The 26,949-nt window shown below is 41.1% G+C and carries 23 protein-coding genes and 1 pseudogene; 13 read left to right on the top strand and 11 right to left on the bottom strand.

Annotation, left to right across the window (positions count from 1 at the left end; translation table 11 throughout):
• Positions 1–40: 40 nt before the first annotated feature.
• On the bottom strand, positions 41–2,128 hold the full coding sequence (locus tag JMX13_RS12035; protein WP_227686308.1) for a TonB-dependent receptor: 2,088 nt from the start codon (positions 2,126–2,128) through the stop codon (positions 41–43).
• A gap of 247 nt (positions 2,129–2,375) precedes the next feature.
• On the opposite strand from JMX13_RS12035, the gene JMX13_RS12030 reads away from it, so the two are divergent.
• On the top strand, positions 2,376–4,583 hold the full coding sequence (locus JMX13_RS12030; protein ID WP_201612878.1) for a TonB-dependent receptor family protein: 2,208 nt from the start codon (positions 2,376–2,378) through the stop codon (positions 4,581–4,583).
• Positions 4,584–4,747: 164 nt separating this feature from the next.
• Positions 4,748–6,019 carry an MFS transporter gene (locus tag JMX13_RS12025; protein ID WP_201612875.1) on the top strand — a complete coding sequence of 424 codons (1,272 nt, stop codon included), beginning with the start codon at positions 4,748–4,750 and terminating at the stop codon, positions 6,017–6,019.
• 64 nt (positions 6,020–6,083) lie between these two features.
• Here JMX13_RS12025 and JMX13_RS12020 read toward each other — a convergent pair.
• Positions 6,084–6,221: pseudogene (locus JMX13_RS12020) on the bottom strand (IS3 family transposase); the annotation flags it as partial.
• A 379-nt stretch (positions 6,222–6,600) separates the two neighbouring features.
• On the opposite strand from JMX13_RS12020, the gene JMX13_RS12015 reads away from it, so the two are divergent.
• Positions 6,601–7,791, top strand: a complete 1,191-nt coding sequence (locus tag JMX13_RS12015; protein ID WP_201612873.1) for an MFS transporter — start codon at positions 6,601–6,603, stop codon at positions 7,789–7,791.
• 101 nt (positions 7,792–7,892) lie between these two features.
• Positions 7,893–8,849, top strand: coding sequence for an EamA family transporter (locus JMX13_RS12010; RefSeq protein ID WP_201612871.1), 957 nt, complete (start codon positions 7,893–7,895; stop codon positions 8,847–8,849).
• A 380-nt stretch (positions 8,850–9,229) separates the two neighbouring features.
• Here the strand turns inward: JMX13_RS12010 and JMX13_RS12005 are convergent, their stop codons facing one another.
• Entirely contained in the window at positions 9,230–10,147 is a 918-nt protein-coding gene (locus tag JMX13_RS12005; protein ID WP_201612869.1) for a LysR family transcriptional regulator, read from the bottom strand.
• A gap of 214 nt (positions 10,148–10,361) precedes the next feature.
• On the opposite strand from JMX13_RS12005, the gene JMX13_RS12000 reads away from it, so the two are divergent.
• The 8 genes from JMX13_RS12000 to pcaD all read left to right on the top strand — a co-directional run bounded on the left by JMX13_RS12000 (position 10,362) and on the right by pcaD (position 17,737).
• Positions 10,362–11,537, top strand: coding sequence for a muconate/chloromuconate family cycloisomerase (locus JMX13_RS12000; RefSeq protein ID WP_201612867.1), 1,176 nt, complete (start codon positions 10,362–10,364; stop codon positions 11,535–11,537).
• 68 nt (positions 11,538–11,605) lie between these two features.
• Positions 11,606–11,896, top strand: a complete 291-nt coding sequence (gene catC / locus JMX13_RS11995) for a muconolactone Delta-isomerase (RefSeq protein WP_201612865.1) — start codon at positions 11,606–11,608, stop codon at positions 11,894–11,896.
• Positions 11,897–12,020: 124 nt separating this feature from the next.
• On the top strand, positions 12,021–12,944 hold the full coding sequence (gene catA / locus JMX13_RS11990; protein ID WP_201612863.1) for a catechol 1,2-dioxygenase: 924 nt from the start codon (positions 12,021–12,023) through the stop codon (positions 12,942–12,944).
• 308 nt (positions 12,945–13,252) lie between these two features.
• On the top strand, positions 13,253–14,080 hold the full coding sequence (locus JMX13_RS11985; RefSeq protein WP_201612861.1) for a transporter: 828 nt from the start codon (positions 13,253–13,255) through the stop codon (positions 14,078–14,080).
• 153 nt (positions 14,081–14,233) lie between these two features.
• On the top strand, positions 14,234–14,926 hold the full coding sequence (locus JMX13_RS11980; RefSeq protein ID WP_201612858.1) for a 3-oxoacid CoA-transferase subunit A: 693 nt from the start codon (positions 14,234–14,236) through the stop codon (positions 14,924–14,926).
• Between the two features lie 25 nt (positions 14,927–14,951).
• Positions 14,952–15,602 carry a 3-oxoacid CoA-transferase subunit B gene (locus tag JMX13_RS11975; protein WP_201612856.1) on the top strand — a complete coding sequence of 217 codons (651 nt, stop codon included), beginning with the start codon at positions 14,952–14,954 and terminating at the stop codon, positions 15,600–15,602.
• A 35-nt stretch (positions 15,603–15,637) separates the two neighbouring features.
• Complete coding sequence (gene pcaF / locus JMX13_RS11970) at positions 15,638–16,858, top strand: 3-oxoadipyl-CoA thiolase (RefSeq protein ID WP_201612902.1); 1,221 nt, start codon at positions 15,638–15,640, stop codon at positions 16,856–16,858.
• A 99-nt stretch (positions 16,859–16,957) separates the two neighbouring features.
• Entirely contained in the window at positions 16,958–17,737 is a 780-nt protein-coding gene (gene pcaD / locus JMX13_RS11965; RefSeq protein WP_201612854.1) for a 3-oxoadipate enol-lactonase, read from the top strand.
• Positions 17,738–17,945: 208 nt separating this feature from the next.
• Here the strand turns inward: pcaD and JMX13_RS11960 are convergent, their stop codons facing one another.
• The 6 genes from JMX13_RS11960 to JMX13_RS11935 form a co-directional block, all read right to left on the bottom strand.
• Positions 17,946–19,004, bottom strand: a complete 1,059-nt coding sequence (locus JMX13_RS11960) for an NADH:ubiquinone reductase (Na(+)-transporting) subunit F (protein WP_201612851.1) — start codon at positions 19,002–19,004, stop codon at positions 17,946–17,948.
• Between the two features lie 69 nt (positions 19,005–19,073).
• The gene (locus JMX13_RS11955) at positions 19,074–19,436 is read right to left on the bottom strand and encodes a phenol hydroxylase subunit P4 (RefSeq protein ID WP_201612849.1); all 363 of its coding nucleotides are present in this window, start codon (positions 19,434–19,436) and stop codon (positions 19,074–19,076) included.
• A 132-nt stretch (positions 19,437–19,568) separates the two neighbouring features.
• The gene (locus JMX13_RS11950; RefSeq protein ID WP_201612847.1) at positions 19,569–21,086 is read right to left on the bottom strand and encodes an aromatic/alkene/methane monooxygenase hydroxylase/oxygenase subunit alpha; all 1,518 of its coding nucleotides are present in this window, start codon (positions 21,084–21,086) and stop codon (positions 19,569–19,571) included.
• A gap of 50 nt (positions 21,087–21,136) precedes the next feature.
• Positions 21,137–21,406 carry an MmoB/DmpM family protein gene (locus tag JMX13_RS11945; RefSeq protein ID WP_265088416.1) on the bottom strand — a complete coding sequence of 90 codons (270 nt, stop codon included), beginning with the start codon at positions 21,404–21,406 and terminating at the stop codon, positions 21,137–21,139.
• A gap of 69 nt (positions 21,407–21,475) precedes the next feature.
• The gene (locus JMX13_RS11940) at positions 21,476–22,486 is read right to left on the bottom strand and encodes an aromatic/alkene monooxygenase hydroxylase subunit beta (protein ID WP_201612843.1); all 1,011 of its coding nucleotides are present in this window, start codon (positions 22,484–22,486) and stop codon (positions 21,476–21,478) included.
• 49 nt (positions 22,487–22,535) lie between these two features.
• Positions 22,536–22,850 carry a phenol hydroxylase subunit gene (locus tag JMX13_RS11935; protein WP_201612841.1) on the bottom strand — a complete coding sequence of 105 codons (315 nt, stop codon included), beginning with the start codon at positions 22,848–22,850 and terminating at the stop codon, positions 22,536–22,538.
• Between the two features lie 435 nt (positions 22,851–23,285).
• Here JMX13_RS11935 and JMX13_RS11930 point away from each other — a divergent pair, with 435 nt between their 5' ends.
• Positions 23,286–25,115: a sigma-54-dependent Fis family transcriptional regulator gene (locus JMX13_RS11930; protein ID WP_201612839.1), complete on the top strand. Its 1,830-nt coding sequence runs from the start codon at positions 23,286–23,288 to the stop codon at positions 25,113–25,115.
• 71 nt (positions 25,116–25,186) lie between these two features.
• On the opposite strand, the gene JMX13_RS11925 is transcribed toward JMX13_RS11930, so the two are convergent.
• Both JMX13_RS11925 and JMX13_RS11920 read right to left on the bottom strand, forming a co-directional pair.
• Positions 25,187–25,909, bottom strand: a complete 723-nt coding sequence (locus tag JMX13_RS11925) for a thermonuclease family protein (RefSeq protein WP_201612837.1) — start codon at positions 25,907–25,909, stop codon at positions 25,187–25,189.
• Positions 25,910–26,018: 109 nt separating this feature from the next.
• Entirely contained in the window at positions 26,019–26,732 is a 714-nt protein-coding gene (locus JMX13_RS11920) for a thermonuclease family protein (protein WP_201612835.1), read from the bottom strand.
• Positions 26,733–26,949: the final 217 nt, after the last annotated feature.

Here is a 26,949-nt window from a genome sequence, read left to right as displayed (position 1 = left end):
AGCGCTAGGGACATAAGATTTTGGCGTTAACACTTACTCGTTAAAACTCATAGTTATAAGTCAACAGCCACGTTCTAGGCGCTCCAAGACCAATTTGATTTTTGCCCGAGATGCCATTAGTAGCCCCTAGCGCATAGTCTTTATCTAGAGCATTATTTAGATTCAATTGCAGATTGTGTTTGCCCATGCTATAGGCGGTCATTAAATCTACGGTCGTATAACCCGCTAGTTCGACTGCCTCTGCGTCTCCAGTGTAGCGGTCACTGATATAATTCACGCCACCACCAATGCGCCATTGATCCGCAGGTTGATAAGCTGTCCATAATGAGAACGTTTGGTTCGGTACATCGTTTGGCGTCAGACCCGTTTTTTTATCTTCAGCATCAAGGTAGCTATAACCTGCAGACACATCCCAGTTATCACGCAGCTTGCCTCGCGCCTCAAGCTCTAACCCTTGATGACGAAACTCATCTTTATCAGTAACTTCGCGATTGTCATTGGTTTTTGGGTCTTCTTTATCAATGCGATAGAGGGAAGCATTGAGCATAATATCGTCATTATTTAAATACGTTTTCACCCCAATCTCTTTTAGGTCGGTTTGATACAGTGCGCCCAATTTTGGATTGATAAACGTTCCAGAATAAGGCAGCTGCCATGAACGCGCTACAGTGGCATAAGCGGAGGTGGCATCATTAAACTTATAGACGACGCCTGTTCGGTAGCTGAACTTGTCGTCGTTAAGCTCACTGTCCTTACCATTAGCGTTTTGACTCAGGCGCATATTGTCATAGCGAACGTTGCCGACAAGTGACCAGTCGCCAATGTGATAGACATCTTGCGCAAAAACACCGATGCTTTGGGTGCTATTTTTACGAAATGCGGGGAAACCTGGGTTAGGTGTTGCACCGGCGCTCGGGTTGGTTGCAGATGTAGGCGGTACATTTTTGTCAGTCGCAAGAGTTAAATCAATGTCGATATCATTGTAATCAGCGCCAAATAGCAGCTCATGATTATCAAGATTCCAAGCAAGCTCAGACTGTAAGGTCTTTGTTGTGCGTGGATCATAACCAAAATTATTGACAGTACGTTCAACCTTATCGTTGACCACATCAGCAGATGACTGACGGGTGCCTTTTTGCTCTAAAGTAATGTGGCTGTATGAAGCTCGATTGGTCCATTTAACGTTATCGTTAATATCAAACTCATGATTGACATTGGCATGCCAAGTGTCCGAATCTTGGTAATCATTGGTGCCGCCATAAAAGGTATTAGGTGCTACATCAACAGGCTTGCCATCTTTGGACGGAACGCCACGATAAGGTACAAGGTGCTGGCGCATATAATCAAGGGAGAGATCCAGCGTTTGCTGGTCAGTCGGCTGCCAGCGAACTGTCGGTGCAATAAAGACATCGTTTGAATCGACATGATCGACGTAAGACTCACTACGGCGATATTCGGCATTGATACGCGCATTGACAGTATCAGATAATTTATGCGAGCTATCGACGCGCGCCACGGCTAAGCCATCGCTGCCCACTTGCGCTTGCACCTTGTCAAAGTCATCGCCTTCCGCTTTTTTAGTGACGAGGTTAATAATGCCGCCAGCACTACCGCGACCATATAATGCGCCTGCGGGACCTTTGACCACCTCTACGCGCTCGACATTAGCAAGGCTACGATAGGACTGTAATTTGCCATCATCGCGCATACCATCGCTATAGACATCGTTCAAGCCGTTAAACCCGCGCATAACAAACTCATCTCGGCTGCCCTCCCCCAGTGTATTGTTCAAGCCTGCGACACCTTTCATAGCGTCCATCACACGCACTGCACCCCTATCTTCTAGCTCGGTCTTAGTAACTACCGATACCGACTGCGGCACCTCTAACCACTCGGTCTGTGTCTTAGTCCCTGATGTTGGGGCATAAGCGGCATAACCTTCATATTTTTTTGCTGTGACCACAATGGGTGCTAGCGTTACAGATGGCCCTGTTGTTGATAGCTGGTTAGACGTCTCTTGAGCAAATGATGACGGGCTTACTGCCATCATCAAGCCGGATGTGGCTATGGTTAATAATAACTGAGCGCGAACTGCCATCACTAGCCGTTTGGGTTGATTGTTATACATATGTAGGACCATAGAATGTTTGAGAAATGCGTGAGTATCAGGAAAGGTATTGCATACAAATTTGGTAATAAAAGTCATCGTAAAAATAAACATCAGCCTATCTCATCAAGCATCAAGCTTAAGTAATGACAGTTATAAATGATAATAATTTTGCAAATGATAACTATTACTGTTTATAATTGCAACGTTTTAGTAACACTGTTCATTTTTAACTGACATAAATACCTGCTAAATAATTGGAATTGTTATGGTTATTATTTTTAAACGTTCTGCACTTTTTCTTGCGATGATTTGTATTTATCAACAAAGTAGTGCTGAGGTAACGCCCATTAGTAAGAAAACGAGCGTTGAGGCGCGCTCAGACGATTCTTCTACAAGAAGTTCCACTACAGGCAATCCTAATAATAAAGCAAAAACACAAGTACTCTCTTTTACCGCATCGCCAATCATTGTCACTGCAGAGACATTAGGTGATTCTAGTGCTAATCGGGTAAAAGAATTTGCCGGTAATCGCACGGTAATTGATAACGATTTCATTAAGAAAACGGTGAGCAACTCAATTGACGGTGCATTACAGTTTATCCCAGGTGTCAAAATTGACGATGAAACGGGTACAGGTGTATTACCTAACATTTCTATCCGCGGTTTACATGCTAGCCGCAGTGGACAGGCGCAATTTTTAATGGATGGCATTCCGTTAACCTTGGCGCCTTACGGTCACACTGGTCAGTCTATCTTTCCAGCGACCCTTGATAATCTTGAGCGCATCGATGTCGTACGCGGCGGAGCTGCAACCCAATACGGTCCAAATAATGTCGGCGGTGTGATTAACCTCATCACCAAACCTATTGCTAAAGAGACTCAAACTGAAATTGGCACCAACTTAACCGTCTTTGAGCAAAATGGTAAGCCATGGACCAGTTTATACGCGCGGCACAGTCGCTGGTTAAATGACAAATTGGGTGTACAAGTAGAAGCAAACGGTATTAAGGGCGATAGCTTTAGAGATCACTCAGACACTGAGGTCACTAACCTACAAGCCAAAGCACTTTGGTATATTGACGACAATCAGGAACTAGAAGGGTTCTTGCAATACTATGATGCCAACACAGAAATGCCAGGGGCACTGTCGCCGTCTGCCTATAACCAAAATATCGAACAGAGCCAACGCCCATTTGAAGCCTATCAAGGCAAATCAACGCGCTGGCACGCTAAGTACAAAAACTATTTGGATATCGGCGACCAAGCGGTCTTAGACCTCACGACTTTTGGACATCATGCCACTCGTAATTTTGAATGGGGATTTAACTCACAAGCGAATCAGCAAGGCGTACATTGGGCAGACCCAGCTATTGCAGCAGATAGCATGCGTACCTCCCCTCGTGAGTTCAATGTCTATGGCGTAGAGCCGAAATTCTCTATTAAACTTGGTGATACTAAAAACATCAAACATCACCTTATCAGTGGCATGCGCTACGTCAATGAAGATATCGATTATAAACTGACGCAAACCAAGCTTGCGAATGGTACGACTACCACACCTCGTGACTGGAATCTACAAACCGATGCATGGGCCGCTTATCTTAGCGATGAGATAAGCTTTCTGGATGAGCGCCTAAAAATCACCCCCGGTATCCGTTATGAAAATGCAAAAATGACGTTTAATGATGCTGGTAATAATACGCAAACAGACAACACCATTACGGAATGGCTGCCTGGACTCACAACGTCTTATGCCTTAAATAAATCTGATGATAATCTATGGCTGATTTATGCCAACGCGCAGAAATCTCTAAGAACGCCGCAAATTGCTGATATTCGTGGTATCGGTGAAGAAGGCAGTGAGCTGGCATGGAACTATGAAGTAGGTACACGCTATACCACCGATAACCTGCAAGCCAATTTAGGACTGTATCGCATAGATTTTAAAGATCAGCTGCAATGGAATAGCCGCGATCAAAGCTTCGATAATGTGGGTCGTACACTGCACCAAGGCTTAGAGACTGCAATTACCTATAGCCCGAAAACATTCGAAAACTTGGATGTCGGTCTCAGCTATAATTATCTCAATGCCACGCTGCAAGAAGGAAAAGATAAAGGCAATCAACTGCCGTACAGCTCGCCACATCAGTTGGGCTGGCACGCCAGTTATAAGCATCAAGATTACAATGCCACTTTATCTGGTGTTTACTATGACAAAGCTTATGCTGATAATGCCAACACGGTAGCAGAAAGCAAAGACGGCAGCATTGGCGAGACACCTGCTTATCAAGTTTGGAACTTGAGTCTACAAAAAACATTGCAAGACACCAAGAATGAAAAGCTGTCTGTTCAATTCGGTATTAACAATTTATTTGATGAGCAGTATTATTTCCGTGGTATCGATACCAGTCCAGTTGGTCGCTATCCTGCGCCCAGTCGTTCGTACAAGTTGGGACTCAACTATCAATTTTAAGGGTTAGTAAATCCTAATTCTTAAATACCTTGCAACGATAAAAGCAAATCTGAAATGGTTTTGCTTTTATCGTTAAATAAACATAAGGCTGATATGAATAAACTCTATGACAAATCAGCGCCCAACACCTTAAAGCGTATACATCGACACAATCAGGATTCCTAATGAGTTATCGAATGATGGTGGCGATCGTCCTATGTTGTCACTACATGTCCGCGTTTTCTGCTTTAGGCATGCCTTTGTTTTTACCCATCATGCTCCAAGAATTAGATGCACCATCGCAATCAGGCTGGGTTGGCTTGCTCTTTATACTACCTACCCTGATGACTGCCATCGCTGCTAGATATTGGGGACGTTTCGCCGATACTTATAGTCGCAAGACGTCTCTGTTACGGGCAGAGTTAGGATTGGCTATTGGGTTCTTAATATGTGGGTTTTCTCACTCTTTATGGCAGCTTATCATAGGGCTGAGTATTCAGGGTCTATTTGGCGGGACGATGGCAGCCTCAAACGCGTATTTAGCAACGAGCATTACCGATAAGAACGCCTTAAAACAGGTATTGAATTTTACTCAATTTTCAGCACGGCTTGCCCTCATTACCGCACCGATTGGGCTGGGGTTTTTAATACACCATTATGAAGTGTTAAGTTTATACCGCGTGTTGGCTATACTGCCTTTATTAGCATTAGTACTCAGCTGTTGGCTCAAAAAAGACGTTGTCTCAGTAGTTAAAGTCAACAAAAAAGCAAATATTATCGAGCTGCCAAAAGCATCTGTAGAAACTATAAGCTGTCAGAAAACCAAAAGCGATAAGAAAGAGGCGCACCACTTAGAGAAAAGGATAACAGGCGCATCTTTTCCCGCTAATCCTTATTTCTTTATATCGGTAATGCAGTTTTTCTTAGCCTTCTGTATGGTAGCGACCTTCCCATACTTTTTGCCATTTGCCAAATATTTTGGGCTTAGCACCTTTCAAATAGGACAGTTATATGCCATGCCTCATATGATATATCTGATCTGCCAGCTGTTATGTGGACGCACAAGCCATTGCATGCCATCAGCATCGCTTATACCTGGTTTTGCAATACTAGCGGGCGCTGTCTTGCTGCACTTAACTGATTATCTTATCTTGATTTGGTTGGCTAGGATACTATTTGGCGTAGGCATGTTTGTGTGTTATCAAAGCCTGCATGCGCAAATGGCTGACACTAATCAGTCCAAGCATAGCGGTAAAATATTCTCTCGCTACGATGCGCTATCAAAATGGGGCGGCGTGATAGCAGGATTATCAGTCACTTTATTTGTACCAATATTGGGTCTGCTGTTTCCTTTTGTCATCTCAGCGGTGATGGCAATTATCGCGATGATAACTATTAGAATGCGTCAGCAGTATTTAACGAGATCTGAAAACCCAACCCATTCTGATCTATGCTAAAGAAACCATACATCTGAATGACCCCTGCCGTCAAATCCGTACAGTTAAACTTGGGAGATTTTAGTTACGCAGCCTGACGGTAAAAGTCAAACCACACCTGCCTTGGCGTTTTATAGCCCAAGCCCTTTTGAATCCTTGTCTGGTTGTAGTACAGCTCGATATAGCTAATGATATCGTTAATGGCCGTAAACCTTGTTTTATAGTGAGCTATGCTGTCAAATCCGTAGGCATTAACTTGGGAGATTATAATTTTAAAAATTTTGATCTGATGTTTATTTTTATTAAGGTATAGTTTTAAAATTAATATCAATAGCGAAGAATAATTAAATGTTAGAGTAGACCAAATATTAATTTAAACTATAACTTATTGGGTGGTACAGACCACAATATTATAGTGTCCGAAATATCATTAACATCTCCATATACCATGAATTTGTTTTACTCTAATGAGTCTAAAAACCCCTAAATACTATTAATTGTATAGCATAGAAGGCTGAGGTATGAAATCCACTTTTCTCAGGTGATGTTGTTAATATTGGGGTTTGCTTAACGCTTAAAATTCGACTTTAGATAGAGACTATATGCACACCAATAACAAACTACCCAACCATGTCTATTTTTTATTAATCGGTCAAAGTATTAATCTAACAACCGCGGTGCTATCGGTAACGGTAGCCGCTTTGGTCGGGTTATCTTTAGCGCCAACAGTGAGCTATGCCACTATTCCTTATGGGTTGCAATTTTTAGCCATTCTAGTCAGCACCTTTTTATTCTCAAAACTCATGAAAAAATTCGGTAGATATCGTATTTTTAATGCAGGTATTGGGTTTTTATTTTTTTCGGGCATTATTGGATTTTTATCTTTAATAGATAATAACTTTTTGTATTTATGCCTAAGTCACTTTTTACTAGGGCTTTTTATCTCAACTGCTAACTTTTATAGATTTGCCGCTACAGATACTATAAGTAGTGAGCTTATCCCCAAAGCCACGTCAATGGTCATCTCAGGTGGTGTGTTTGCTGCGATAGTCGCGCCATTATTGGCTATCAATTTAGCCAAAGCGTCAGACTTACCTGATTATTCGCTCATTTATCTAGCTTTGTCAGCGCTTGCCATTATTTTATTTGTCATTATTCATCTTTGGAATCGAGCAAACGTTCGTCACGGTAAAAGCAGTCTAAAAACAAAAACAGTACCCTTAAACACGACAGAGGTTAGAAAATACATCATTGTCATCGGTATACTAGGCGGTGCTCTAGGCTACTACATCATGAACCTTATGATGATAGCGTCGTCACTATTTTTAAAGCAAAGCCATTCTTTTGATTATGCGTCTTACGCGATTCAAATGCATGTACTTGCCATGTTTTTACCCTCATTTTTTGTGGCAAAGATTATCAATCTCGTCAATAGCGTTAACACAATCATACTTGGCTTTGTCTTGATCTCCATCTCTTGCTTACTGCCTATTATTTTTGTTGACACTATTTTTATTAATATCGCTTTAGTTATTTTAGGCACTGGCTGGAATTTTACTTATTCAGGAGGATCAACGCTGCTAAGTAATATTCAAGGGGAGCGAAGGCTGAGATTTCAAGGAATTAATGAAACCGTCATTGCTTTTTTTGCAACCTTAGGCGCTTTTCTTCCTGCGCCTATACTGAGCTATTTTGGCTGGATAAATACCAACTTAGTGTTCTTTATATTTTCTATTTCGATATCGGCTCTATTTATCCTATTTGTATTTGCCTTCAAAAAAAGAGGCTATTAATAGAGTAATAATTAATTAGCTTTATAGCTCGTGTAGAACTTTGAATTTAAAAGTATTTTTTCAGGATGCTCATTTTTAGAATAATAACCTTAGGATAATGTATGACCCCAATCCACATTGCATTAGCGGTACTGGTGACCTTTATTTGGGGCGTCAACTTCACCTTTATTGCATGGGCACTTGAAAGCTTTCCGCCACTCATGCTCACGGCTTTACGTTTTTTCTTTACCGCTGTGCCACTGGTTTTTTTCCTCAAACCTCCTAAATTTAACCATACGCTATTTATCTATGCCATCGGTACGTTTGTCATGCAGTATGCGTTTGTATTCACCGCTATGCATTTGGGTGCATCAGCAGGGTTAACAGCACTACTGCTACAAGTTCAGATATTCATCACGGTATTATTGGCGTATGTCATATTGGGTGAGGCCGTGAGTCGTATGCAGATCATCGGTATGATAGTTGGTGTGCTGGGGCTTGGCGTGATCGCATTAAACCTTGGCGGTGATATGCCTTTGATAGGGTTTATCTGTATTTTGATTGCAGCAATCGGTTGGAGCTTTGGCAACATTGCCTCAAAGCAGGCATCAACACAAGCTGCCTTAAAAGTTACTCAGCAAAGAGCAAGCGTATCACTGGCTTCATCTACCACTCAGAACAATAAAGCATCCGCGCTCTCTGCCCTAGCTTTAGTGGTATGGGGTGGTTTGATCGCTTGTGTGGTTTTAACCATATCTTCTCTTATATTGGAGACCGACGCATGGCAGTTAGCAACGTTGGCACAAGCACCCGTTAAGTCTTGGCTATCGCTTGGGTTTATTGTATACATCTCAACACTGATAGGCTTCGGACTGTGGGCACATCTGCTCAGTCAAAATATCGCCTCCAAGGTTATGCCGTTTGCTTTACTAGTGCCAGTGTTTGGTATGGCAACTTCAGTGCTGCTCTTAGGGGAAGTGGTGACGTGGTGGAAGATGTTGGCAATGCTATTGATCTTGTCAGGGCTGTTACTAGCAAATGTGAAAATTAGCAGCCGTAAAAAATTTATTCATTCGTAGAAACAAACGACTGGTTTTTATACTATAAGGCAAATTCATTAACACTTTTAACTTATATAAAACTTAATACGTGTTGCAGTTGTTTAAATGTTTTGACTATCTAGTAACTTCTCCACAAAGTACAGGCTAGCGTGAATACCTGCACTTACTCCTGTTGAGGTCAAAAGATTAGTCGTCTTATCGCTAGCATCGACAAAACAGATGTTAGCGATAACCTCAATATTAGGATAGGATGCTAAATTATCCAAATCCATTCGATAGGTTGTGGCAGACTTGTAAGGTATGAAACTCACTTTTCTCAGGTGATATTGTTAATATTGGGGTTTGTGCTGCTGGGTTCTTTATTGTCCTCATAAAACCTCGCCTTACTAATAATTTATTTATATTTGCACGCGTTTATAGTCAAAGCCTTCTTCATCATAAATATGATAGGCAATATCTAATAATGTCTTCAGTAGCTCTGATTTATCAAAATGCCTGATATTCATAATAACGGGAGAAGTCAGAAAGTTACTTTCAAAAGGCAAGTAGGTTATTTCTTGGCTACGCAAATGCTCCAAAGTCTTGGGTACGATAGTCAAACCTTCACCAGCCGCTACTAAACCTAAAGCAATATGCAACTCACGCACTTCTGTATAGTAGTTCGCCTTTAAATTACGCCCTTCAAATAACCCTAAGATGTAATCAATGAAACTGGGGCGCGGTGCAGTTGGATATAGCAATAAATTCTCATTGGTTAAATCCATAAGATTAACAGTTGTTTGTTGCTCTTGTGCTAAGTGGTGGCTTTTAGGAATAGCGACTACCAGACTCTCGTCTCTGAGCAGTATTTGTCTAATAGAGGCGTCTTCAAAAAATAATCGTCCAAAACCCAAGTCTATTTTACCGCTAGTGAGCGCTTCGGTTTGCTGCCATGAATTGAGCTCATATAGCTTGATTTCTATATTTGGATACACCTCACGGAAGCGCGCGATAATTTTTGGTAGTAGTCCATATAAAATCGACGATACGAAACCTATAGACAAAGAGCTATCAAAGTTACCCTTGCGCATCGTCATCGTCAGTAAGTTATCTGATTTAGTTAATATCTGAATAGCATGTTCATAGAAAAACTCACCCGCCTCAGTAAGCTTTAAGGGGCGATTCTCTCTATCAATTAGAGTTACACCCACCTCCTCTTCCAACTGCTTTATCTGTCGACTAAGAGGTGGCTGTGAGATACACAAACGTTTAGCGGCTTTGTTAAAGCTTTTCTCTTCTGCCACTGCCACAAAATAGCGTAAATGTCTAAGTTCCATCAGGTCTCTTTTCCTTGATTGGACTATGAGAATGCTTGTAGGGTGAACAAGCCTATAATCGCACAACATGAGAGCTATCATACCGTAATAGACACTCATTGAAATACCTAAAAGGTATCAAAACTGAACTAAATGGGTCTTGGACAACATCATATTTAGCATCTATAGTATTTATTAAGCATAAGGAAGCATTACTTATATATTAAGGATAGATATGATTCGTTCAATTGATACATTACTGGTCCCTATACCTACTATTCGAGCACATAAGCTGGCTTGTACAGTGATGAACGAACAAGTACTTGTCTTAGTACATATCCAAACCGATGATGGCTATGAAGGCTGGGGTGAAGCAACCACTATTGGTGGGCTGAGCTACGCTGAAGAAAGTCCACATAGCATCAAGACTAATATCGATACCTACTTTACGCCCCTCCTCTTAAAAGAACAGCCCACCTCAACCGCCAAGGCAATGCAACTGCTGAACCGTCATATTAACGGTAACCGCTTTGCAAAGTGCGCTATTGAAACTGCTCTACTCGATATCGAAGGCAAACGCCTTAATGTACCTGTTAGTGAGCTAATTGGTGGCCGTGTACGTGATCATATCGAAGTTGCATGGACACTCGCCAGCGGCAACACTGCTACTGATATCAGCGAAGCCAAACAGATGATTGAGCAAAAACGCCATCGTATCTTTAAGCTGAAGATTGGCAGTAACCCTATACATGAAGACGTAAAACATGTCTTAGCAATCAAACAAGCATTACCTGATTGCCGTATTACCGTTGATGTTAATCAAGCATGGTCAGAGCTTGAAGCAATGAGGGGCATTAGCTTACTACAAGCCGGTGGCGTTGACTTAATCGAGCAGCCTATCTCTATGCGTAATCCAGCCGGACTCAAACGCTTAAAAGAGCATTTTGAAGTAGCAATCATGGCTGACGAAATCGTTCAAGACCCCCAAAATGCCTTTCATTTAGCATCCAATCACTGTGCAGACGTATTTGCGGTAAAAATTAACCAAGCAGGTGGATTAAAAGCAGCATGTCTGATCGGACAAATGGCGCATTTAGCAGGAATTGAGCTCTATGGCGGCACCATGCTAGAAGGCCCTATCGGTACTGCCGCATCAGCTCATGTATTCTCGACTTATTCAAGCTTGAGTTTTGATACCGAATTGTTTGGTCCATTGCTATTGACCGAAGATATTTTAGCCCGTCCTCTAAATTATAATAATTTTGGTTTAGAAGTACCAACAGGCGCTGGTCTAGGAATTGAAGTCGATAGTGAAAAGGTTTACTACTATGCTAAACATAGCAGCTTAACGATGCCTAAAAGTTCAAAGCCGCAAAAACATACTACTGACGCTCAAACTGAGACAGCTTGAGAATGATACAGACTAGTACTTATAAAAAAATATTGATAAGACCATAAATTAATAATAAGGAAGCAACAATGTTATATCACGTACGTATGGATGTTTTATTACCAACTGATATGGATGCTGATAAAGCTGCTGAGCTTAAGGCAGTAGAAAAAGCACTGTCCTTGAAGCTACAAGAGCAAGGCAAATGGCGTCATATCTGGCGGATAGCAGGTCAGTATTCTAACTTTAGTATCTTTGATGTTGAGAGTAATGAAGAGTTGCATGAAATACTGATGTCGTTACCTCTATATCCTTATATGGATGTTGAGGTAACACCGCTATTACGTCATCCATCTTCTGTACGTGATGATGACAGTTAAAAAATATAAGCTCAAATTTTATGTGTTAATAAAAAATTAACTAAGAAAATAGTTGCTGTTATTTAATAGTATTTAATTGCAGCTGCCAGCCACGAGGGAATCCTCGAAACCCAAGGAGAGTAACATGGAACGTACCCAAATTGAAAAGCTAGCAACCCAGTTCATCAAAGGTAAAATCGACTTTCCTGAACAAGTAAATCCACGCGTGCAAGAAATCGTTTTGCGCATCGTCACTGATCTAATGCAAACGATTAACGACCTTAAAATTACCGCAGATGAGTATTGGTCAGGAGTAGAGTTCATTGGTGATTTAGGCAAAGAAGCTGGTTTGTTATCACCTGGTCTTGGTTTCGATCATTTTATGGATTTGATGATTGAAGAAGATTTAAAAGCAGCAGGTCTAGATGGCGGCACAGTACGTACCATCGAAGGCCCACTATATGTGGCTGGCGCGCCAGAAGAAAAAGGCTTTGCGCGCTTAGACGACGGTACCGAAGATGACAAAGGCACTGTGTTATTTATGCAGGGTACCGTTTATGACGAAGACAAAAATCCTATACCAAATGCCAAAGTTGAAGCATGGCATGCTAATAGCTTAGGCAACTATTCATTCTTTGATGAATCACAGCCAGCATTCAATTTACGTCGTACTATCATTACTGATGAAAATGGTCGTTATGCCTTCCGTAGTATAGTACCTCTAGGCTATTCAGTACCACCAGGCGGTATGACTGATAAAGTATTAAGTGCTTTAGGACGTCATGGCCATCGCCCTGCTCACGTTCACTTCTTCGCCAGTGCTGACGGACAGCGTAAACTCACCACTCAAATTAATATTGATGGCGATGAGTACCTATGGGATGACTTTGCCTTTGCTAGCCGTGAAGGATTGGTACCAGAAGTCACTATGGTTGAAGACGCAGACAAGCTTAAAGAAAAAGGGCTGGATAAACCTTATGCAAGTATCGACTTTGACTTCCATCTAGTGAAAGACATTGAACAAGCAGTACAAGGCAGTGAAGTTGAGCGCCGTCGAGCGCAAGGCTAAAGGCTACTTAACTTCATTGTTGAGAGACCTTAGACTGTAAAAAATTATTGGTTTTTTTAACTAAGCTTGATATTACGCCTCGTTGTAGTATCAAGCTTTATTTTGTCATACATCATAATTCTAATACGATTACTACAAACTTCTAAAAACATAAATATCTTTTATTAAATAAGTTAATAGTTAACTATCTTACATAAATTATTGCTAAATTTTAAATCTTTATTGATGAAGTCTAATAAACACGTACTTTTATACAAGTTTTAATATCAAACAATACTTACTAAATAAATTAAGAACAAGGATGTTCTATGAAAACCACTCTGTATAAAACTGCCTTAATCATTGTAGCTTCTAGTTTGTCATTTACGGTCTGCGCTTCTGACTCTCATTATGTACCTGGGCTTGAAGGTATAAAAGGCAGTGTTGTGCCGCCGCCTGGCGTTTATTATAAAGGGTATGTGTTGAACTATAGCGCTGATAAAAATGAAGCGTTACCAGCTGATAGTGAAGTAAATGTCACTGCCCTTGCTCATAGAGTAGTGTGGGTTACGCCGCAAAAATTATTAGGTGGTGACTTAACGCTTGAAGCCGTTGTTCCTTTAATAAAAACCGACCTTAAAGTGGGTGGTCAAGATATCGATAAACGAACAGGCTTAGGGGATTTATACGTAGGTGGCGTACTAGGTTGGCATGGTGAAAGATGGGATGCCGTGACAGGTGTCGGTTACTGGGCAGATACTGGTGACTATGATTCAAATAGATTTGCTAGCCCAGGTAAAGGATATGATTCAGTCATGCTTACCCTTGGTGGTAATGTCAAACTTAATCAAAAAGGAGACATTGCCTTTAGTGCATTGAGTCGTTATGAGATGCCTAATGGTGATGGGCTTAATGATGAGCTTATTATCGAGTGGGGCTTAGCCAAAAGTTATGGCCTGCTTGATGTTGGTCTTGTGGGTTACAACACTTTTGAAACAGGTGATGGCGAGGAAGAAAGAAACGCACTGGGTTTATCCATGGGATACTTTTCACCACCAAATCTGCTAGGTGGTGACGTAGCAGTATATAAAGAGTATTCAAATAAAGAAACTTTTGAGGGAACTACCCTGCGCGCCTCATTAACAAAAGTATTTTAAAAAGTCATAACTGTTTTAAAAACGATGATTATCAGATCTTTTGTAAAAGTGACCATGTAAGCTGGGAGTTGACCAATACTGAGAGTAGTTTCACTCTCAAATCATAACGCATCTAATCAATTATTATTTATAACTTTCCCATAGGACATAAATATGGTTAACAAAGCTGAACAAAGTATGACTGACGTGCTCAGTCAAATCAAAGATGGTGCTACGATTATGATTGGCGGCTTCGGTACCGCAGGGCAACCTGCGGAGCTTATCGACGGCCTCATCGAGTTAGGTATTAAAGACTTAGTCATTATTAATAATAATGCCGGTAATGGCGATTATGGCTTGGCAAAATTGCTAAAAACTGGGGCAGTACGTAAAATTATTTGCTCCTTCCCGCGCCAATCAGACTCTTGGGTATTTGATGAACTTTATCATGCCGGCAAGATTGAGCTTGAGCTAGTACCGCAAGGTAACCTTGCTTGCCGAATCCAAGCGGCTGGTATGGGCCTTGGTGCTGTTTACACCCCTACTGGCTTTGGTACTTTACTCGCCGAAGGCAAAGAGACTCGCAACATTGATGGCAAAGACTTCGTTCTTGAGTACCCGCTTAAAGCCGACTTTGCTTTGATTAAAGCATCCAAAGGCGATCGTTGGGGCAATCTTATTTACAATAAATCAGCAAGAAACTTTGGCCCCATAATGGCAATGGCTGCTGACATTACTATCGCTCAAGTCTCCGAAGTCGTTGAACTTGGCGCGCTTGATCCCGAACACATTATTACGCCTGGCATCTTTGTCCAACATGTGGTGCAAATTGAGCCTACTGTCTCTATAACCGCAGCCACCGCTTAATACTGCCAATATAAGGAGCGTCATTATGAGCCACACCCCATTTACGCGTGATCAAATTGCCGAGCGCGCTGCACAAGATATTCCAGATGGTGCCTATGTCAATCTAGGTATTGGCCTACCCACTAAAATTGCAAAATACTTACCTAATGATAAAGATGTATTTTTACATTCAGAAAACGGCTTGTTAGCATTTGGACCGCCACCCGCTAAAGGCGAAGAAGACCCCGAACTGATTAATGCTGGTAAAGAATTTGTGACCATGCAACAAGGCGGTAGCTTTTTCCATCACGGTGATTCATTTGCCATGATGCGTGGCGGGCATTTAGATATATGTGTATTAGGCGCGTTCCAAGTAGCAGAAAATGGCGATTTAGCTAACTGGAGTACTGGTGCACCAGATGCCATACCTGCTGTCGGCGGTGCAATGGACTTAGCGGTTGGTGCTAAAAAAGTATTTGTTATGACCAATCACGTCACTAAAGACGGTGAACCAAAGATTGTAAGCGAGCTTACCTACCCTGTAACGGGTAAGCACTGCGTGGATCGCATCTACACTGATTTATGTGTCATCGACGTGACTGATAGCGGTCTCAAAGTCATAGAAAAAGCCAATGGATTAAGCTTCACTGACTTACAAGCAGTTACCGGTGCTACATTAATTGATGCTACAAATTAAGAGTAATAAAAAGGACAAGGATGATGAGTGACTCAATGACTGGTTTAAATAATGCTTATATTATCGATGCAATTCGCACCCCTTTTGGACGCTATGGTGGCGCGTTGGCACCAGTTCGCGCCGATGATTTAGGGGCTATACCTATTAAAGCGTTGATGGAACGTAATAGCACTATAGACTGGCTGCAAGTCGATGATGTCATCTATGGCTGCGCCAATCAGAGTGGCGAAGACAACCGTAACGTGGGTCGTATGTCCTCGCTACTCGCAGGCTTACCTTATCAAGTTCCTGCCACGACTGTAAACCGTTTATGCGGCTCATCTATGGATGCTCTAGCAATGGCAGCTCGCGCTATTAAAGCTGGTGAAGCCCATCTAGTTATTGCAGGCGGTGTTGAGAGCATGAGCCGTGCGCCATTTGTGATGGGTAAATCAGAAAAACCATTTGATCGTACTAATAAGCTCGAAGATACCACCATGGGCTGGCGCTTTATCAATCCAAAGCTTGATGCGTTATATGGTACCGAAAGCATGCCACAAACGGCAGAAAACGTCGCAGAACAATTTGATATCAATCGCGTTGATCAAGATAAATTCGCTTTACGTAGCCAACAACGTACAGCAGCGGCGCAAAATGCTGGTTTTTTTAAAGATGAAATAACACCTGTTGTTATTCCACAACGCAAAGGTGAAGCGTTAACCGTATATACCGATGAACATCCACGAGCTGATACTACGCTTGAAAACCTAGCTAGCCTTCGTTCTATCGTAACAGCAGATGGTACCGTTACCGCTGGTAATGCTTCAGGTATCAATGATGGCGCAGCAGCTTTTTTAGTGGCATCAGCACAAGCAGTTGAAGAGTTCAACCTCAGACCTCGCGCACGTATTGTGGCAGCAACAACAGTAGGTGTTGAACCACGGATTATGGGCTTCGCGCCAGCGCCTGCGATGAAAAAACTGCTTAAACAAACCGGTCTGTCACTTGATGAGATGGACGTTATTGAATTGAATGAAGCTTTTGCAGCACAAGCATTAGCCTGTACTCGTGATTTAGGTCTGGCCGATGATAGCGAACGCGTCAATCCTAATGGCGGCGCTATTGCCCTTGGTCACCCTCTAGGAGCATCAGGTGCTCGTCTAATCATTACTGCGCTTAATCAGCTTGAAAAAACTAACAAGCGTTACGCCATATGCTCAATGTGTATTGGAGTAGGCCAAGGTATCGCAATGATTATTGAGCGTCTTGATGGTTAGTAAGCTTATAGCGTTAAAAACTTATATAGCTAAAAGACATAGATAGATTTCTAAGAATACTGATCTGATAATAATTAGATATGAACAAGGATTATCATTATGCCAATTTTTGAAAAACCAGACGTTACTATAAATTATGAGACTTTCGGTAATAAAGACAAACCTACTTTAATATTTTCTAATTCGCTAGGTACGACTTATCAAATGTGGCAGCCGCAAATTCAAGTGCTACAAAAAGACTATTTTGTCATTGGTTATGATACTCGCGGTCATGGGGCATCATCAGCGCCTACAGGTCCTTATAGTTTCGATCAACTTGGACAAGATGTCATTGACCTACTAGATCACTTAAATATTGATAAAGCATTTTTTTGTGGTATCTCAATGGGTGGTATGACCGGACAATGGCTGGCTATTCATTACCCTAAACGCTTTTATCATTTAATGTTATGTAATACAGCAGCGAAGATTGGTACAGAAGTAGCCTGGCAAGACCGTGCCCAGCTCGTCCGAACAGAAGGTTTGAGCACTATTGCCGAAACCGCAGCTAATCGGTGGTTTACCAGTAGCTTTATCGCTAATAACCCTGATATTGTCTCCAATTTATCTAATGAGTTAGCGGCAGGTAGTGCTGAAGGTTATGCCAGCTGCTGTGAAGCGCTATCTATCGCTGATGCCCGTGAGCACCTAAAAACCATCACCGCTCCTGTGACCGTTATTGCTGGTAGCGAAGACCCTATTACAACTATTACTGATGGACAATATATGGCAGATAACATACCCAATGCCGTACTGAACACTATTAATGCCTCTCATATCTCAAACATTGAACAACCAGAGGTCTTTAACCAATTTATTCATCAATATTTAAGTCAGTAAATAGCGATTAAAGATGAGTCGCTTAAGTATTTAGAAACGCTCATGTATCTTTTAGATATATGAGCGTTTTTTTTGACCAAGTTTTTTTAATTATCTTCTCAGCTACGTTTTGAGTTGCATTCTTACTTAGATAATAAAAAGCCCCTGTATAAAATATATAGGGGCTTTTATTCAGATATCATCTTTACAAGATGTTGTTACATTAACATTATATTCTTTTGAATAGCGCTGAGCGACTCGACTCACTACTACCATCAGCAGCAGTCAAAAAACGCTCCATATGAATATCACGTTCAAACAGTCGAGATTGCATCAAGGTGGTAATAGTAGCATCAATCATTGGCGGTGGACCACACATATATGCTTTGTGACCTGAACACTTACCATTAAAGTGTTGTTTAACGGCGTCATTCACATAACCTTTAAAACCTAACCACTCTCCCAATGTATCTTCATCACTTAAAGCCGGAATGTAATGAAAATTATCATTGTCTTGCGCTAACTGCTCAAACTTCTCACGATGATAAAGCTCAGGAATATTGCGCGCCCCTTGAAACAGATAAATCTGGCGATTGTCACCTTTTTCTAAAAGGTCATAAATCATAGATTCAGGGCTAGACAATCCAGACCCGCCAGCGATAAAAATCACATCTTGGCTATCACTACTGCGGACAAAAAACTGACCGTATGGACCTGAAACGTCAATTTTATCGCCTACAGATAGCTCATTATGTAGCCACATTGTGCCTTTACCATCAGGCACAAGACGCACATGAAGTTCAATTATATTGGACTGCGAAGGTGGATTAGAGATAGAAAAAGCACGGCTACCGACATCAGGGATATACAAGTTAACATACTGTCCTGCTTGAAACTCCATATCATCATCGAGTTGTAAGCGTATACCCAAGATAGTCGGTGATAACGGCGTCATATCGACTACTGTTGCATTATAATCCTTGACGGCATAGCCCAAAAAATCAGGATCAACATCGATGTCCGCTTCAACTACTAAATCAGACTCAGGATAACAACAGCAAGCCAATACCTTACCTTCATCACGTTCAACTTCCATCAATGCAAAAGTAGAAGCTTCGCCATGGTCAACAAAGCCCTCAAGCACTTGTACCTTACAAGTTCCACAGGTGCCATGGCCACAGGCAAAAGGTAGCCAAACACCTTGACGCAAAGCCGCTTGTAATAATGTTTGTCCGTCTTCTACTTCTATCACATCACCAGTGGGCTCGATAGTAACCTCATAAGACATAGCGCTCTCCCTTGCAGTATTTATTAACAATTTTTACTAGAGTTATTTAATTGCTTTGCTCAATCAACTCTATACTCCAGTTCCATTCCAACCATTTAAGCCTGGCGTTTTAAAACGCAGTAGTGACTTATGGTCAAAACCGATTTCTTCGAGTGTTTGCTCATCTGATGGTGTGACCATCTCACCATTTAAATTCCACTGCACTTCATCCCACTTGATATGTTCGAAATCAGGATGTTGATCAAAGCCTTCAGGTAGTACACCAGCTTTAAAATCTTTGAAGGTCATCGTTGGTGGTAATGGAAAGGACTTAGCGGAACAAAACAGTAAATGCTCATCCCAACCAATAAATACTAAGATATTGCCACCAAAATTTTCCTGCTTATCCATGACTTCGCCCGTGTAATCAGGGCGGATTGCTTGAACTGCCATAAAAACTTCCTTATCAATATTTTCTGGTTTAGCAGCACTGGTCTATACCTAATAGGTATCCCTACCATTAACTCCAGAGCTGCTCCAGCTTATAGTTTAATAACCATATATTGGTTAATAGCGGTGCTTAAATTAAGCCACACCTTTCCATTTATTCCAGTTTGCTTCATCGACAGAACCTTTAAAGTCCATGTTATCGACACCAATATTCATGCGATAGTACTCAGTAAGAATGTCATCTAACTCAGGACCGCCACAGTTACCTTGCAAAATCTGATGTACAGGTAACCATGCTTGCACATACTTTTCAGGCTCATCATCGAAAATATCTTTACAGCCATCTGAACACATATGATAGCGGTCATCGTTATAAACACTGGTACGATAGCTGAACTGACCTGGATCGTCGTTCATCTCAGTAAAGGTCATCGGTACTTGGCATATCTGACATAACTGTGGTAAACCTTTGCTATAGAAACGTTTTCCTTCCGATTCAAGTTTTTTTGCCAACTCCCAGCGTGGACGATAGTACTTATCGAACGTATCAGGATATTTTTCACTGAGCCAATCAAGCTCATTGTCTGTTGGGATCCAAGTATGGAAACCTGAAGCATGACCGAAGTTATAGAATATCCACCATGCTTGATGCGAGATGTGCTCTTTCTCTTTTTCAATGACTTCAACATATTTTGGTGGACGAATACCGTAGCGAGCTAAATCATCAAACAACGCGCCGCCAGCATCTTCAAAGTAAACTTCCCATGCCTCTTTCCATGACATGACTTTGTTTGGCAACATATAATCCATCATCATACCTACGATAGACAGTAGACGGGTGCCACGCCAAAACCACTTATCAATCCATTTTTGTACGATTGGCAAGTTGTCTTCGTGCTGCTCTAGCAAGAACTTGATAATCTCGAGTCCTAGTGTCATATGACGTGCTTCATCCGATTGGGCACTAAAGCCAAAAGTGACGGTAGCCATGTCACCATTGTGGGCTGCACCAGACATGAAAGGTACAAACAACAGGTTGGTTAACACATACTCAAACGAGAACGATATTGCCAATAAGAACTCAAACGGTCCTGCTGAACGCGCATCTTCAAAGAAAGATTTAGGAACAGATAAGTACCAAACGCGGTCATGCATATGGCTCCAATCCTGGAAACCGTTGAAATACTTGTTAAAGTGACTCATGGCATGGACTTGGGTTTGAACATGACGCAACTCATCGATAGACTGCATCTGACAAGCGATACGTGCCCCAATACCACTGAACTGACGCCCTACGCTAGCGTAGCCTTGATAGGCTTGATACTCTAACGGCGTAACCGCTGTCAAAAATAGCTTGATAGCATTAAGGTAGCGTGGGTCTGAGACGTTCATTTGACCATTATTCTGAGAAAATGCATCAAAAATAGCGTATAGTTTTTTCTCTTTTTCTGCCTGATACTTCCAATAAGTATCCATCGTCAAGCGGAAAGGGTCTTCCCACTTCGACCAATCGGTAATCTTAATACCTTCAAAGTCTTCGTAAGGAAATGCTTCTTTTTTATCTTCATAAGAAAAATCCCAATCAAGATCACGCGTCAAGAGACGATACTTCTCTTTTAAATTGAGTTTCTTAGCTGTTTTAGTAGTAGCCATGCTGTGCTCCTTAGCAAATGCTAAATGATTAATTTAATAAGTTTTAAGAATTACTGATTCCAACTTAAGGTCAGTGAATCTTCTTCTTCTTCAACGTTACCACCCAAGGTGACTAGACTTAATTGCAGCTCTTGGATTTCCCACTCACGTCCAATTTTTTCTTCGACCGTGGCACGATTGACGACGAGCCTGCCTTCACATTCCATCCGAATCATAGCTGGCTGATAAATTACCGTTACTTCTGGATTGTCTTCTTCTACTGCCTGCACAATATAACGTGACATATCATTGTCTTGCAGAGCTAAATATACCTTTGACATCACAATCTCCTAAGAGGATTAATATAAATTTGGGGTTGAAGCTAAGCTCATGTAACTAGGCTTTTTTAATTAAGCAGCTGTTTCGGTAGTCAGTCCAACCGTTTTACAGCGTTTCGCTAATTGCGCTTGAATATCATCTACAACAGCTGTCGCTTGCTCAGCACCAAATAATTTCTCAATCAAAGGTTGATAGGCTGTCAACACTTTATCCTGCCATTTCTCTAACCATTGTTGGCAATGAAGCTTGTTCTCTTCACTTTCTGCAACAACGATTTTAATAGTACTGTTACTCCAGCCGGTGAGGTCTTTAAAGCAGTCCTGCATAAACTCAGTCAGCATCGCAATATCACGACCGTTATGCTCAACCAACCAGTTGTCTAAATGCTGATAATGAACAACATGAATGACCGTATCTAATACTAGCGATTGTGCGATAAAGAGCTCAAACCAATCTTTTATAATTAAGGTATGTTCGCAAAGGGCACGAATACCTTGCCAGGCTTCATCATTCATCCAGTACTCTTTGCCTTGCTGCAATGAATCACTAGAGTTTCCATCAATTAATAAGCCAATCCGTGATAAATATTGCGCCATGCCCAGTCTGTCCATGCCAGCATACAAACAGGCTTGGGTGATTGCGGTGCCATAACCATAGGCCGCGCCATACATATAGTTTAGATTAGCGGTTTGCTCAACATGGCGTAGCGGTATCAGACCAAAAGTAATGGCTTCTAATACCTTTTCATCCAGATTATCTACAAGCTCACGTTTTTCAAAGAACTTGTAGTTACCCTCTGCAGTATCTTGTAGGCGTGCACGGTTTTGCACATAAGTACCATAGTAAAATTGACGCGGATCTTTAAGGTCATACCAATCCTCCATTTGAATCACAGAATGAGTCTTGTCATTCAAAGTTTTGTCAGCATCCCATAGCGGCTTATAATGAAAGTTTGTGGTACCTTGGGCGTCATAGGTCGCTTCTTGATAGCGCGTCGCAGGCTTCTCGCCAAAGCGCCGAGCAATATTGGCAAAGGTATGGCGGATAGGTTCAAGGTTGGAGGTTTTAATTTCTAAAGACATATTCAATTATCCTTAATAGAATGGCTCATAGTGATTAAGTTGGGTTTAACTAGTGACTTCTAGCCTCTGAATGATTGTGACCGACCAGAGTAGGCTCGGTGCCGTAACGCCATTTGTCTTCTTCTTCATCGTTGAAGCGCATCTGTTCAGGCGTCATCGTTATGACATTATTATTGGCACAAAATTCTTCAAAGCTTGCGGGAGGGAGTACCAATTCAACAAACAAGCTCGACTCCCCAATAGCAAAGTCAAACATGACAAACTTGGCATCTGGGGCGCTTCTAACGCGAACGTATTTGGGAAGATCATTGAAAGAAGGAATAGCATCTTGAGAGCTATTTAATGGAGCGGTGTCTGAATTCATCCTAAATTCCTTTTATGATGTTTTACGATTAGCTTGAAAAATCTTTTTCTTCTATTTAATACAATACAAGTTGCGTGCCAACTCTCAATAATATAATATAACCTGTTGATTTATATAGTATTTTTATATTAATACCTGTTTTTTCATCATAGTTAAGCTTATAATAAATTCATCATTTGATTAAAAATTTTTATAGCTTCATGAAATGATGAAGTTATTTTCATATCGTTTATCGATTAATATTCAGCTCACAGCTGAGCATTAGCTGTATTTATATAAAGCCAATTGCACCATTCAAATATATGTGTGATGATGAATAATAGAGTTTTATCTAAAGAAAAATTTTGCTACTCACTACCTTCTTAATGACTATAAATAGCCAATAATTGTTCAAGGATAGATGTCACCCAGCCGCTTGCAAGGATTGCATCTGATATGTCAAAGTATTTCCATAGTAAAGATAATAATTGCGAACACTCCAATAGCCTTCATCCTTCAAAAATGACAGATGGTATAGCTGTTCTTGAACCATTAGCAAAAGATGAAGATATTAGTACAACAGAGCTTAAGTTTTCTAAAAGCATTGAAGACTTATTAACCAATCTTGAGTTCGATGTTCATGCAGGAAAAATCTGGTTTGGCGGTCAACGCATGGTACTCAGTCATGCCCATGCGCTGTGGCAATTGCGTGAAGATATAAGTATGACGTTAGGCAGTGATATCATGCAGCGGCTTTTTTTTCGCTACGGCTATTATGCGGGTGTGCAAGATGCAGAAATAAGTAAAAAGTTGCGTCCGGAAGGTAGCTGGAAAGAGGTTTTTTTATCTGGACCACAGCTACATGCCATACGCGGCATGGTCAAAGTAGTTCCAGATAAAATGGTAGTAGATTTCGATAATGGGAAGTTTTTTGCCAGTTTCGATTGGTACAACTCATTTGAAGTGGCCTACTACAAGAAGTTTAATGGTTTATCTGACAAACCGGTTTGTTTCAGCTCGCTTGGATATGCTAGCGGCTATACCAGCTATTTTTTTGGTCGGCAGATTGCTTTTAAAGAAGTGCAATGTGCGGCAATGGGATTTGATTGCTGTCGTATCGAAGGTAGACCATTAGAGGAGTGGGACGAGGAAACTGATCTTGAAAGGTTTTTTAATACCGAACGCCTCAATACTGAGTTATTTGAACGCCGTAGCAATTTTGATGAGATAAAAAGACAAAACCCTAATCTGCGTATAAATCCAGAAGGATTTTTTTCTGCCATTGGCGAGTCGCCCTCGTTTAAAAAAGCCACTACTTTGATGAAAAAGGTTGCTAAAACCAAAGCGACGGTTTTATTGCAAGGAGAGACAGGTGTTGGTAAAGAAGTCTTTGCCACCGCTCTTCATGAAGCCAGTGATCGTAGTGAAAACCCATTCATCGCTATAAATTGTGCCAGTATTCCTGCAGATCTTATAGAGTCTGAGCTATTCGGGGTTGAAAAAGGGGCTTTTACCGGGGCAACACAAACTCGTAAGGGAAAAATTGAAGCAGCGAGTTCTGGGACGTTGTTTTTAGATGAAGCAGTTGAACTCTCACCTAGAGCACAAGCCTCATTATTACGAGTATTACAAGAAGGCGTACTCAACCATGTCGGTAGTTATATTGATATAGCGGTTGATATTCGAGTTATCGTAGCAACCAATGAAGACTTGGAGACAGCAGTCGCGCAAGGCAAGTTTCGCCAAGACCTTTATTATCGATTAAGTACTTTCCCTATCCACCTCCCTCCTTTAAGAGAGCGTAAGCAAGACATACTATTATTAGCAAAATTCTTTATGCAAAAGTATGCAGCCATGTATCAAAAAGACATTCAAGGCTTTACCGATCAAGCTCGTGAACATCTTAGTTTGCATACTTGGCCAGGTAATATACGTGAACTTCAGAACGTCACTGAACGCGCAGTCATCCTTAATGAAGGTCAGCACTGGATTGATGCCAGCGACTTATTACTACCTAGTGTTAAAGAAACCGATAGCCGTAGTGAGCAAAAACTTAAGATATCTTCTACCAGTGGTAGCTTACATCTCACTGATAACGGCATCATTAATGGCTCTCTTGAAAATCTATTTCATGAAGATTTTGATCTAGAAGATTTTAATGACAAGCTTATTCAGGCGGCTTTAAATAAATGTGATGGTAATGTCTCTAAAGCTGCTCGACTGCTTAATATTAGCCGAGCCAAGCTCGACTATCGACTGAGTAAAGCTGGTCAAACTAGTACGTGACAGCAGTTCTTTGAGTGGTAATTTTTATTTTGGAGATATCAACCCTGAACCTAAGGGTTGGAGCTTTTAGATTATTTACCTAGACGCTCACGGTATGCCCACGGTCTTTCTGCCTCAACCTTCTCCCAAAGACCACGTTTATTATCAAGCGCACCTCTATTTGCGAATACGTAGAGCATATAGTCTTCCGAAGCTAAATCCTCATCATGCTTGTCATACATCCACGCCATACCTGTTTCAATTTGCTGCTGATTGCAATTTAGCTCAGCAGACTCAACCTTTGCTAAAGTTCTAGCTTTATCATCTATTGAATTGGTTGCTAGAACAGTTATAAGCGCATTGCCACTTGCAAGACAAGCGCGTAATTGTTCAGCGCTATCATCCGCCAAATCTTGCCCAATCTCAGGCGCATCTAGCCTAGCCATTCTTACTGTGATTTTCTTACCGTTTTCTCTGATTGCTGTAAATATATCACCATCAATCACTTTAATATCACTAACTAAAAATGCTTTTCCAGCATCATCGCTCACTTTACCTGCGGCTTTGGCTGGAGCAGCCTCTACTTTAGATTTCTCATCAGCTTCATCGGTGATACTGGTATCGACTTCTATGACCTCAACGACCTCTGGTGCTTCATCAACTACCACTACTGTATCGACAGCACTCTCATCTATTTCCTGTGCCACTACCTCTTTATCAGCGCAACCAGTGCCGATTAGACTGATACACATGACAGATGTGAGTAACGTCAGATTGCGACCATTGCTTAAACCACTCTTAATCTTTGATTTCATACAATAAACGCCTTAAATTTACAATTGATTATTAAATACCAGTATTAGCGTCTATTAGTATTAGTCAGGCTTTACTACATATAACAGCAACCGCCTATCTTCTGGCTCTTTATTGATACGATTCTTTCAGCGCCCAAAGACCTCGTTTATTCTCTAACGCGTCATCATGCATATCTTTATAGACAGGATGCCTTTCATCACTTACATTATCATTCTCACCTTCATACATAAAAGCCATTCCTTCCTCTATCTGATTAATGTTGCAGTTCATGGGACCTGAATCTAAATCCGCTAAGGTTCTACCTTCTTTGTCTGTCGCATGAGCAACCTGAACAAGAAGCAAGGCTGTATCCATCTCAATACAGTCTTTAAGTCGATCAGCACTTTCTTGACCTAATGGTTCCCCAATCTTAGGTGCTTTAATGCCCGTTAGCTTCACCGTTATACGTTTGCCGCTTTCATCCACTGCGCTAAACGAGTCACCGCTAATTATTTTAATACCACTAACCAATACTTCTTTAACAGTGCCGTCAAGAACTTCGGCAGATTTTGGTAACTCTGCTGTTGTTGGATCACCTTGAGTTTCACTTGATTTTTCATCAACCGTTTTAACAAGATTGTCAGAGTTTTTCTGTATTTCAACCCCTAAAGGCTCTGCTACTACTTCCTCAACCAATACGGTATCAGCAGCGTTTTCATCAATATTTTGTACTACCACTTCTTTATCTGTACAAGCAGTACCGATTAAGCTGATATACATAATGGATGCAAGCAACGTCAGCTTACGACCATTGATAAAACCACTCTTAATGTTTGGTTTCATATAATTCTCTTCCTTATGATTTATATAGTGGGTTAATCACTACTTTTTAATAGGCTAAGTAATTTAAGGCTTTTAACCAAATGTAGGTATTTTGAACATTTTTTATTAACGAGCAATTTTCTGATAATAATACTTTTACTTATAGTCAGTCCACAATAAAATTAGTACAACCCATATCATGAAATAGCTTAGGTAGATTATTCTCCACCCAACCTTG

Source organism: Psychrobacter immobilis (assembly GCF_904846285.1).
Lineage (GTDB): Bacteria > Pseudomonadota > Gammaproteobacteria > Pseudomonadales > Moraxellaceae > Psychrobacter > Psychrobacter immobilis_D.
This window is presented reverse-complemented; position numbering and strand designations above follow the sequence as displayed.